Source organism: Mesorhizobium alhagi CCNWXJ12-2, assembly GCF_000236565.1.
GTDB lineage: Bacteria > Pseudomonadota > Alphaproteobacteria > Rhizobiales > Rhizobiaceae > Allomesorhizobium > Allomesorhizobium alhagi.
In genome coordinates, this window is record NZ_AHAM01000090.1 from 1 (window position 1) to 3,821 (window position 3,821).

Annotated in this window: 6 protein-coding genes and 1 pseudogene; 2 read left to right on the forward strand and 5 right to left on the reverse strand. The window is 64.1% G+C overall.

The features are described 5' to 3' along the window. The coding region (locus tag MAXJ12_RS11445; protein WP_008836019.1) for an amidase at window positions 1-935 on the reverse strand (935 nt) is incomplete at its 3' end. After that, a complete protein-coding gene (locus MAXJ12_RS11450) occupies window positions 928-1,440 on the reverse strand; it encodes a DinB family protein (protein ID WP_008836020.1) in 513 nt (170 codons plus the stop codon). The genes MAXJ12_RS11450 and MAXJ12_RS11445, both read right to left, overlap by 8 nt. 70 nt (window positions 1,441-1,510) lie before the next feature. Here MAXJ12_RS11450 and MAXJ12_RS11455 point away from each other — a divergent pair, with 70 nt between their 5' ends. Both MAXJ12_RS11455 and ndk read left to right on the forward strand, forming a co-directional pair. Further along, window positions 1,511-2,203 (forward strand): glutathione S-transferase family protein, encoded by a 693-nt coding sequence (locus tag MAXJ12_RS11455; protein ID WP_008836021.1) that lies wholly within the window; start codon window positions 1,511-1,513, stop codon window positions 2,201-2,203. Between the two features lie 97 nt (window positions 2,204-2,300). Further along, window positions 2,301-2,723, forward strand: coding sequence for a nucleoside-diphosphate kinase (ndk, locus tag MAXJ12_RS11460; protein WP_008836022.1), 423 nt, complete (start codon window positions 2,301-2,303; stop codon window positions 2,721-2,723). Between the two features lie 200 nt (window positions 2,724-2,923). Here ndk and MAXJ12_RS11465 read toward each other — a convergent pair whose 3' ends face one another. From MAXJ12_RS11465 to MAXJ12_RS38800, 3 genes and pseudogenes are all read right to left on the reverse strand, one after another. Further along, window positions 2,924-3,400, reverse strand: a complete 477-nt coding sequence (locus MAXJ12_RS11465) for a molybdenum cofactor biosynthesis protein MoaE (protein ID WP_008836023.1) — start codon at window positions 3,398-3,400, stop codon at window positions 2,924-2,926. Window position 3,401: 1 nt separating this feature from the next. Continuing rightward, window positions 3,402-3,656, reverse strand: coding sequence for a molybdopterin converting factor subunit 1 (moaD, locus tag MAXJ12_RS11470; protein WP_040585903.1), 255 nt, complete (start codon window positions 3,654-3,656; stop codon window positions 3,402-3,404). Window positions 3,657-3,664: 8 nt separating this feature from the next. Further along, window positions 3,665-3,821 (reverse strand): annotated as a pseudogene (locus MAXJ12_RS38800) (CDP-diacylglycerol--glycerol-3-phosphate 3-phosphatidyltransferase); the annotation flags it as partial.

Sequence of the window (3,821 nt, forward strand, 5' to 3'; positions counted from 1 at the left end):
TCGACCAGCGACCATGCCTGCGTCTCGGCGAGGTCGGCATGGATCTCTGCAGCCTCGACCGAGGCGATTGAGGCTCCCTTCGTCGCTTCGGCCATACCGTTCAGCAGGTCGTCGATCGAGTGATCGGCGATCTTTGCGCCCGCAGCCTCCAGCGCTTTCAGGCCGCGCGCGAAGCCTGCGGCCACGGCAGCATCGATGTCGCCGAACAACCGGCCTTGCGGAATCCCGATCCGCAGACCGCTGAGCGGAAATGACTCAAGCGCACCGGGCTCCTTGCCGGCCATGATGGCATCGGCGATGGCGCAATCCGCAACCGTGCGCGCCAGCGGGCCGACGGAATCGAGCGTACTGGACAGCGGAAATACGCCGTCGAGCGGCACGCGCCCGGCCGTCGGCTTGAAGCCGACGACGCCGTTCAATGCGGCGGGAATGCGCACCGACCCGCCCGTATCCGAGCCGATAGCGATCTCGCATGTGCCTTCGGCGACCGAAACGCCGGCTCCCGACGAGGAGCCGCCGGGAACGCGCGTCGCATCCGCGGCGTTGCCCGGCGTCCCGAAATGCCGGTTGAGGCCGATGCCCGAAAAGGCGAATTCGGTCATGTTTGTCTTGCCGACGATGACAGCACCGGCCTGTCTCAGCCGTGCCACGACCGCAGCGTCCCGGGTCGCGGGCGGCGCGTCGGCGAGCGCTGCCGAGCCGGCAGTCGTCGTCTCGCCCGCAACGTCGAAAAGATCCTTGATGGAGATGATCCCGCCGTCGAGCGAGCCGAGCGAGATTCCTGCTCGGCGGCGCGCGTCTGCGGCATCGGCAGAAACTCTGGCGGCATCGGAATAGAGCTTCAGGAAAACGCGTTCCTCGGCTTTGCGCTCGGCGAGCCGCGCCAGGATTTCTTCAAGCCGGTCCCTCGCCGAACCCGCCGCCGGCTCACGCATAGGCTCTGCCCTCTTCCGTGCGCTGGAAATAGATCAGGTCGAGCTGCAGCGAGGGCTTGCCGAGCGCGGTCAGGATCATATGCGCCTGGCCGCGATGGTGGGTCTGATGGTTGAAGAAATGATCGAGCGCCGGCGCAAGTCGCTGCGACACGGTGCGCATGTCGGTGACGGTCATGTACGTGAAGCGCCCCGAAAACGCCTTTTCGCCCAGGCCGCCGATCCATTTGGCGATCCTTCTGTCCTCGGCCTCGCGGACCGCCCGCAGCTTCGCCAAATCCTCGTGGAGGATCGCGTCAAGCGCCGTCGGCGCATCGCCCTCGCCGGTGAAGCGCTTCATCCAGATGCGGTCGGCGGCGACGAGATGGTTGAGCGTCCCCATCATAGACTTGAAGAACGCTCCGGTGTCGCGCCGGAATTCCTCGGCTGAAAGCGCTGCGGCTGCATCATATACGCGCTGGTTGGCCCATGAATTATAGGCCGCGAACATCGTGAAATGCTGTTTCATGGACTTTACCTTTGACGCGCGAAGCGCTGAATATGCGCGCCATTCCTAAACCGACCTGAAAGAAGCGCCAATGACCATTCTGCTCTACGACCTCGTCGGTCGCGACGCATCCCGCCCCTTCAGCCCGCATTGCTGGAAGGCGGCGATGGCGTTAGCCCACAAGGGCCTCGATTTCGAGAAAGTGCCGACACCTTTCACCGCGGTGCCGGGCGTCGAGGGTGGAATCAGCAAGATCGTCCCAGTTATCCGCGACGGCGACAAGACCGTTTCGGATTCCTTCGCCATCGCGCTCTATCTGGAGGACGCCTATCCGGACCGGCCGACGCTGTTCGGCGGCGATGGCGGCAAGGCGATGGCACGCTTCATCGAGCGGTGGTCGCAGCTGACCATCCATACGTATCTCGGCTCCGCGGCGCTTAAGGACATCCACGACGTGCTCGCGCCGGAAGACCAGGCCTATTTCCGCAAAAGCCGCGAGGCCCGCTTCGGCAAGCGGCTGGAAGAGGTGCCGGCCGGGCGCGAGGCCGGACTCGCGACATTCCGTGCTTCACTCGAGCCGCTTCGGTCGACGCTTTCATACCAGCCCTGGATCGGCGGCGCTTCGCCGCTATTCGCCGATTACATTGTCTACGGCGCATTCCAGTGGGTACGCATCATCTCGCCCTTCCCGGTGCTTGCAGAGAACGATCCGGTGGCAGAGTGGTTCGGCCGCTGCCTCGATCTGCATGGCGGCATTGGCCGCAAGGTTCCGGCTGCGGCATAGGGACGTCAGCACGGAGCGCCTCGGGCCTTGGCAATGCGGCGGGCGGTCTGTATAGGTCCGCCCACCTTTTTCATCCCATTGCTCAGAAGGATACACCATGGCGATCGAACGCACGTTTTCGATGATCAAACCCGACGCGACCCGGCGCAATCTCACCGGCGCGATCACCAAGATGCTGGAGGATGCCGGCCTGCGCGTCGTGCCTCCCCGCCGCGTCTGGATGAGCCGCCGCGAGGCCGAAGGCTTCTATGCCGTCCACAAGGATCGCCCCTTCTTCGGCGAGCTGGTCGAATCCATGTCGTCGGGTCCGACGGTGGTGCAGGTCCTCGAAGGCGAGAACGCCATTGCCAAGAACCGCGACGTAATGGGCGCCACCAACCCGGCCAACGCAGCCGAAGGGACGATCCGCAAGGTGCATGCTCTGTCGATCGGCGAGAACTCGGTGCACGGCTCCGATGCGCCCGAAACCGCCGCTCAGGAGATCAAGTACTGGTTCTCCGATACCGAGATCGTCGGCTGACAATTTGAATCCGTTTCGGGCCGCAAGCGCCTGAATGAAAACAAAAAAGCCGGGGCAACGCTCCGGCTTTTTTGTTTAAGCCGTCTGCAGATGGCTCGGGCGACCAGTAGCCAGGCGCCGTGGAACAACTCCGCCAATGCATGCTTGACGGCAGCTTCGGCCGTTGGCCGAACCTGAGAGTGCGCTGCAGTCGGGAAGAACTATCGAGAAGATTTCCAGCGGGCGGCGGCCTGGTCGTCTGCTTCCTTGGCGTCGACCCAATTGCCTTCGGAGCCGTCGACGCGATGCTCCTTCTTCCAGAAGGGCGCGCGCGATTTCAGATAGTCCATCAGGAAGGACGCCGCCTCGAACGCCGCCTGCCTATGCGCCGACGCCGCCACGACTAGCACGATGTTTTCGCCGGGAGCGATCTTGCCGAAGCGGTGGATTGCGGTGAGGCCCGTCAGCGGCCAGCGGCCCAACGCCTCCTCGGCGATGCGCGCGATCTCGGCTTCGGCCATGCCAGGATAATGCTCGAGTTCGAGCGCCGCGAGCGTGCCCGCTTCATCGCGGCAGAGGCCCGAGAAGGTCACCACTGCGCCGACATCGGCGCGCCCCTCGGTCAGCCGGCCGATTTCGGCGGCAATGTCGAAATCTTCCGCCTGGATGCGCACGATGGGCGCGACGCCGGCCGGCATCTCAGCCTCCGGTCATCGGCGGGAACAGTGCGATCTCGCGCGCGTCGGCGATCTTCTCGCGGTGGTCGACATGCTCGTGATTGATCGCGACGCGGATCACGTCCGGATATTGCAGCGCGTTTTCATATTCTTCGCCGCGCGCCTTCAGCCACCGCAACAGGTCCGCAACAGTCTCGACCGTCGAGGGAAGCGAAACTTCCTCCTCCGGCTTGCCGATCCGTTCCCGCACCCAGGCGAAATAGACGAGTTTGGTCAGGGGCTCTCTCATTCTTCCATGATATGCTTGGCGCCGGCGCGAAAATAGTCATAGCCGGTGTAGAGCGTCACGATGGCCGAGACCCAGAGCAGGAATATGCCGATCTGTGTCCAATAGGGGACCATCTTGTCGCCCGCCGGGCCGAGCAGCAGGAACGCGATGGCG